This is a genomic window from Pseudomonas sp. MF6767 (genome assembly GCF_016405475.1).
GTDB classification, from domain to species: Bacteria; Pseudomonadota; Gammaproteobacteria; order Pseudomonadales; family Pseudomonadaceae; genus Aquipseudomonas; species Aquipseudomonas paracarnis.
In genome coordinates, this window is the sequence record NZ_JAEKCY010000041.1 from 1 (window position 1) to 6323 (window position 6323).

Below are 6323 nucleotides of genomic sequence, written 5' to 3' on the forward strand. Positions count from 1 at the left end.
CGTAACCGTCCGGCCATGTCATCTACCCAGCCCCGCAAAGCCAAGACATCGTGTGCACTCAAATTTAAGTGAGCACCAGATCTAGCCTTTTAAACGGGTATTTCATGCAGCCAACACTCGGTTCCTATTCCAAGGCCTTCAAAGCCCAGGTCATTCAATATGGGTGCCCAGCACGGCACTACAATTGCCAGCATCGCATTCAGCCGTAAGCGTGCCCGTGGAAGTCGCAAGGCTGGCATGACGCTTTTTTTTGTAAAATTTTTGACGATAGGATGAAGCGTACTCTTCAGAAACTGCTCGTGCCGCCGATGGCCCAGAGGAGCCAAATTCAACCTTCGGGGTTTCAATGCTAGTAAGCAGCTATAACAGCGTGTATGTGCTGTTTTCCTTCGCCGTAGCGATCCTGGCGTCTTATACCGCGCTGGACATGACTGGTCGAGTCACCCGTACCGAAGGCAAAGCATCGGCACTTTGGCTTGCCGGTGGATCTTCCGCCATGGGCACGGGCCTCTGGTCGATGCATTTTATTGGCATGTTGGCCTTCCAACTGCCCATCGAGCTGGGTTACGACCCGACGCTGACTGGCTTATCGTTGTTGATCGCCATCGCCTCCTCCGCCTTTGCTTTGTGGCTAGCATGCCAGACGGAAATGCCACTGCCGCGTTTGCTGCTTGGTGCGGTGCTCATGGGTATCGGAATTGCATCCATGCACTACGTTGGAATGGCGGCGCTGCTGATGAATCCTGTAGTGGAATACGTTCCGTCTTTGTTCGCGCTATCGGTGCTGATTGCTATCCTTGCTTCGGGCGTGGCTTTGTGGATCGCTTTCCGCCTGCGTGGCGAAGGTCAGTACATCAATCGTACACGCATCGGCGCCTCGTTAATTATGGGGTGTGCCATTGTTGGAATGCACTATACCGGAATGGCGGCTGCCCAATTTCCTATCGGGAGCGTGTGCGGAGCGGTCAATGCAGGCATTGATAGCAACTGGCTAATGGTTTTGGTGATTCTGATCACGCTGGCTGTCTGCGCTATTGCCTTGATCGTATCAATGCTTGACGTCCGCACCAGCATACTTGCCAGCTCCCTTGACCTCGCAAACAGTGAACTGGTGCAGCTAGCTCTTCACGACAATCTTACTCGCCTCCCTAACCGTATCCTCCTAAACGACCGTCTTCAGCAAGCGATTCATAAAGCCATCAGGCAGAAGAGCCACTTTGCCGTACTCTTCATGGATCTGGATGGTTTCAAAGCTGTTAACGATACTTACGGTCATCACACTGGCGACCAGTTGCTTCTGCAAGTAGCAAAGCGAATCAACGACGCCAAACGCGGCGAAGATACGGTGGCTCGCCTCGGAGGCGACGAGTTCGTTCTGCTTATCGATCCCGGCGAACCTGAAGACGCTGCGATGTTGGCGCAACGCTTGGTGGAAAATATTCGATTACCTTACGTACTTGGGCGGCAGACAGTGCATGTGTCCGCTAGCATCGGTATCGCTATATTCCCAGAAAATGGCCTAACCGAGCATGAGCTGATGGTCAATGCCGATGCGGCTATGTACCACGCCAAGGAGCAGGGCCGCGATGGCTGCTGCTTCTTTGAAAAAGCTATGAACGTTAACGCTCACCTGCAGTTGGAAATGCAACAGGATCTGCGGTGCGCACTGGATCGGAATGAATTTATCCTGCACTTCCAGCCGAAGATGCTCGCCCCAAATGGCCCTATGATCGGCGTTGAAGCTTTACTGCGTTGGAACAAGCCAGGTTTTGGCTTGGTGCCGCCCGTCCGTTTCCTGCCCTTGGCAGAGCGTACTGGATTGATCGTGCCAATCGGTAGCTGGGTAATCCATGAGGCGTGCCGGCAGATGGCCGAATGGCAAGCGTTAGGCGAAGGTAAAGACGAATGGAGTATTGCGGTCAACATTTCGACGGTACAACTGGCCCATGCAAAGCTCGTTGATGTCGTGCGCAATGCCCTGCAAAGCAGTGGCCTGCCCCCCCGTTTCCTGACACTGGAAGTTACCGAATCTACGGCGATGCGGGACGCTGAAGCTGCTTTGATTGCTCTTGATCAATTGGCAGCATTGGGCGTGAATATCTCCATCGACGATTTTGGTACCGGTTATTCCAGCCTGCTTTATCTTAAGCGCCTACCAGCCAACGAACTGAAGATCGACCGAGGTTTTATCACCGAGCTGGCTAAGTGTAACGATGACGCGGCTATCGTTTCGGCCATAGTAGCGCTCGGTAAAACGCTGGGGCTGAGGATCGTTGCAGAGGGTGTGGAAACCGCTGAACAACAACAGATGCTTACCGAGTTGGGTTGCGACATTTTGCAAGGTTACCTGCTGGGCAAGCCGATGAGCGCAGAGAGGATGCTGGAAAGCTTAAGCGCGACCAAGACTCTAGCGTGATACTGCACAAGCCATAGATTCAAGTTGGTGCTTGCTGGTGCAATTTGCAGACCCGCTACATCACCTGATTTAAGCATCAGTTAAACATTCGAATTGGGATTTACGGCTTCTCCTCATTCGTCCGATAGTAAAATTCACTCTAAGGCTAATCAATGTTCAACAAGGCAATCAAGCAGACCTTGGCTGAGGCTCTGCAAAAGCTTCAGGCCGCAGAAGCAAGGGCCGTGGCCGTTGACCGTTCGACGGCAACAATTGAATTTAAACCCGATGGCACCATCATAGGTGCCAATGAGAACCTTCTTACCACCATGGGCTACCGACTGGAGGAGATCGTCGGACAGCACCATCGTATTTTCTGTTTTCCTGATTACCAGGCGAGTGCCGACTATCGTAAGTTCTGGCAGCGCCTGGCTGGTGGCGAGTACATACGTGAACGTTTCCTGAGGCGTAATAAGCAAGGCCTGGAGGTCTGGCTCGAAGCCAGCTACAACCCTATCCGAGGCGCCGATGGTCGCGTCGAAGGCGTGCTGAAGCTGGCCACCGACATTACTACTCAGGTGATCCGTGAGCAGGAGCAGAGCAGCATGGTTCAGGCCATCAGTCGCTCGATGGCTGCGATTTCCTTTAACTTGAAAGGTGAGGTTCTCGACGCCAACGAAAACTTCGAGCAGGCCATGGGCTATCGCCTGGATGAGATTCGGGGAAAGCACCACCGCATGTTCTGCACACGAGGTGAAGCGGACTCTCCTGAATACCGCGATTTCTGGGAGCGACTGAACCGTGGTGAGTTCTTCTCTGGACGCTTCCAGCGACTCAACCGGCATGGCGATACCGTCTGGCTGAGCGCAACCTACAACCCGGTATTCGATGCCAGTGGCCGGCTTTACAAAGTAGTTAAGTTTGCCCGTGATATTACGTCCCAAGTGCGCCAGCAGCAGGCAGAATCCGATGCAGCCACGCTCGCCTACAATATATCCCAGCAGACGGACAGAAGCGCTCGCCATGGTGCCAAGGTCATTAGTGAAACGGTCGAGGTGGTACAAGGCATAGCAGCCGAGCTCTCACGAGCGGCTGAAGGCATCACTGCAGTCAATCAGCAGTCAGAGATGATCCGCAGCATCGTGCAGACCATCCGAGGTATCGCCGAGCAGACCAACCTACTTGCTCTAAATGCTGCTATCGAAGCTGCAAGGGCGGGTGAACAAGGCCGAGGTTTTGCGGTGGTCGCCGATGAAGTACGAAACCTTGCAGCCCGCACGGCGCAGGCCACCGTGGAAATCGTCGATGTTGTGAAGCGCAACCATGAACTAGCGCAGGATGCTGTGGAGAGCATGCAGGCTAGTCGCCAAAAGGTCGATCAAGGCGTCGATTTGGTCAGCCAAGCCGGCTTTGTGATAGAGGAAATTCAGAGCGGAGCACGGCAAGTAGTCGACGCCGTGCGCCAGTTCGCCGAGGCAAAGGAAGAGCTCTGATGTAACTGTATCGGGCACAACCTCGTAAGGCTGTTCCAATTTCTCACGATAAGCGTGCTTGTCCAATATGACATCATCGCTGCTTACTGGGCGCAACTGAACGTTTGCATCCGAGCATCACGTCTTACGCAATTAGACCGGTTGCCAAATATGCGGCAGCAAATGATCGATTTCACTCGCCCGCTGCGTCGGCAGGCGTGTGAGCACGTCCTTCAAATAGGCATACGGATCATGACCGTTGAGCCGCGCAGACTGGATCAAACTCATGATCGCCGCCGCCCGTTTTCCGCTGCGTAGCGACCCTGCGAAGAGCCAGTTCTTGCGTCCAAGAGCCCATGGTCGGATCTGGTTCTCTGCCCAATTGTTGTCTATGGGTACAGCCCCGTCATCGAGGTAGCGCGACAGCGCTGCCCAGCGTTTCAGGCTGTAATCGAGTGCTTTGCTGATGGCTGAGCCTTCGGGCACAAGGTCGCGCTGGGCGCTCATCCAGACATGTAGCATGTCCATTACCGGGACGGCTTTTTCTTTCCGTATTCGCCGCCGTAAATCCGGCTCCAGATCGCGGACTTCGCTCTCGATTTCGTACAACAACTGGATATAGCGCAGGGCTTGCTCAGCAAGCGTGCTTTTATTCGTAGCGTGCAGCTCGAAGAATTTGCGCCGTGCATGGGCCATGCAGCCGATTTCGGTCACGCCGAGTTCGAAGCTGGCTTTGTAACCGCCAAAATCGTCACAGACCAGCTTGCCCCTCCAGCCTTGCAGGAAGTTGCGAGCATGCTCTCCGGCACGGCTGGGGCTGAAGTCATAAACCACCGCTGCCACATCCGAGAACTGGCTGGTGGCGTAGGCCCAAACATAGGAACGGTGGGTTTTCTTTGTTCCCGGCATGAGCATTTGCACGGGTGTTTCATCGGCATGAATAATCTGCTGCCCGAGTACCACTTCGCGCAGCGCATCGACCAGCGGCTGCAACTGAACCCCAGTCACGCCAACCCATTCGGCCAAGGTTGAGCGTGGAATCGCCAGGCCCGCTCGACCGAAGATCGATTCCTGACGGTAAAGCGGTAAATGGTCAGCAAACTTGGCAATCATGACGTGGGCCAGCAGCCCAGCGGTTGGGATGCCCTTGTCGATGATCTGAGCCGGAACCGGTGCCTGGATAAGCGTTTCGCAGTCATCGCAGACCCATTTGCCACGTACATGACGCTCGACGGTGAACACGCCCGGTGTGTAATCCAACTTCTCACTGACATCTTCACCGATGCGTTTCAGCGCGCAGCCGCATGGGCAGTGAGTGTTGTCAGGTTCGTGATGGATCAGTGTGCGTGGAAACTCAGCCGGCAATGCAGTGCGCTTGGGCTTCTGCTTTTTCTCGGTCGCCGCTGGCACTGTTTGCAAGGCCTGAAGCTCTGCTTCAATCGCTGCGATATCTGTATCGATCAGGTCATCGAGCAAACTGGCCTGCTCAGGATTCATCTGCTCGCTGCGCTTGGCAAATTTCAAGCGCTTGAGCTGCGCAATTTCGAAGGTCAGCTTCTCGATCACCGTCTGATCGCGGTTGATCTTCTTGCCCATGGTTTCGACCGTCTTACCCATTGTTTCGACTTGCGAGAGCAATTGCGCAGCTAAGGCACGCAGTTGGTCGGGAGTCATTTGGTCGAGATTGGGAGAAGAAGTCATGCGCCGAATTTTGCCAGAGCAGGCGCTTCGCGGCGATAGACCGATAGGCTAATGGCAGCCGTTAAAGCAGTGTGATCGAGCCGCCGGAACCTGCTCGTTGCCATGGCAGGCCCAATACCAAGGCTTGGAGTTGCTCGGTGTCCAACTGCATTTCAGAGCCATGACGAATGCTTGGCCAGTGGAACTTGCCCTGGCTCAACCGGCGCGCCGCCAGCCATATGCCGAAGCCGTCATGCACCAGCACTTTCATGCGATTGGCGCGGCGGTTGGCGAAAAGATAAGCACAGTGCGGCTGCGCCGCACCGAACACCGCAATCACCTTGGCTAATGCCGTTTCGGTACCAGCGCGCATGTCCATCGGCTCGGTGGCGAGCCAGATGGAGTCGATGCGAATCATCGCAGAAGGTCTCGAAGAAAGGTCGCGCAGGCAGCAGCATTTTCAGTGGGCCAGTTCACTGTGACGGTGCCACGCGGGTGCTGTATTTCAACGCAAATATTCGATGATGATGTGTGGGATTTCGCCCCTGCCAGCGGCACGGGTAACGGAATAAATGCAGGTTGCAGCGCTGTGCTTTTCTGCGCTTGCAGGCGAATCCATTTGTGGACGAGGTTTGCGTTGAGGTTATGGCTGAGTGCGATGCTGGCAATCGAAGCACCGGGCTGGGCACACTCTTGAATGACCTGAGCTTTGAAGGATTTGGAATAGGAACGGCGTGTTGGCTGCATGAAATACCCGCTTAAAAGGCTAGAACTGG

Annotated in this window: 4 protein-coding genes and 2 pseudogenes; 3 read left to right on the forward strand and 3 right to left on the reverse strand. The window is 54.7% G+C overall.

What is annotated here, in order from left to right; translation table 11 throughout:
• The first annotated feature begins 346 nt into the window (after positions 1–346).
• From JFT58_RS29825 to JFT58_RS30920, 3 genes and pseudogenes are all read left to right on the forward strand, one after another.
• Positions 347–2416: a putative bifunctional diguanylate cyclase/phosphodiesterase gene (locus JFT58_RS29825; RefSeq protein WP_198834865.1), complete on the forward strand. Its 2070-nt coding sequence runs from the start codon at positions 347–349 to the stop codon at positions 2414–2416.
• Between the two features lie 152 nt (positions 2417–2568).
• Positions 2569–3345: pseudogene (locus JFT58_RS30915) on the forward strand (PAS domain-containing protein); the annotation flags it as partial.
• Positions 3346–3447: 102 nt separating this feature from the next.
• Positions 3448–3888 (forward strand): annotated as a pseudogene (locus tag JFT58_RS30920) (methyl-accepting chemotaxis protein); the annotation flags it as partial.
• Positions 3889–4020: 132 nt separating this feature from the next.
• On the opposite strand, the gene tnpC reads toward JFT58_RS30920, so the two are convergent.
• The 3 genes from tnpC to tnpA form a co-directional block, all read right to left on the reverse strand.
• Positions 4021–5568: an IS66 family transposase gene (gene tnpC / locus JFT58_RS29835; protein WP_034128274.1), complete on the reverse strand. Its 1548-nt coding sequence runs from the start codon at positions 5566–5568 to the stop codon at positions 4021–4023.
• Between the two features lie 61 nt (positions 5569–5629).
• A complete protein-coding gene (tnpB, locus tag JFT58_RS30555; protein WP_009682493.1) occupies positions 5630–5965 on the reverse strand; it encodes an IS66 family insertion sequence element accessory protein TnpB in 336 nt (111 codons plus the stop codon).
• A partial coding sequence (gene tnpA, locus JFT58_RS29845) for an IS66-like element accessory protein TnpA (RefSeq protein ID WP_233095472.1) occupies positions 5962–6323 on the reverse strand: 362 nt, incomplete at its 5' end. The genes tnpA and tnpB, both read right to left, overlap by 4 nt.

Coding starts and splice junctions, on each gene's coding strand:
- JFT58_RS29825 (WP_198834865.1), top strand. CDS start 347: ATGCTAGTAAGCAGCTATAACAGCGTGTATGTGCTGTTTTCCTTCGCC.
- tnpC (WP_034128274.1), bottom strand. CDS start 5,568: ATGACTTCTTCTCCCAATCTCGACCAAATGACTCCCGACCAACTGCGT.
- tnpB (WP_009682493.1), bottom strand. CDS start 5,965: ATGATTCGCATCGACTCCATCTGGCTCGCCACCGAGCCGATGGACATG.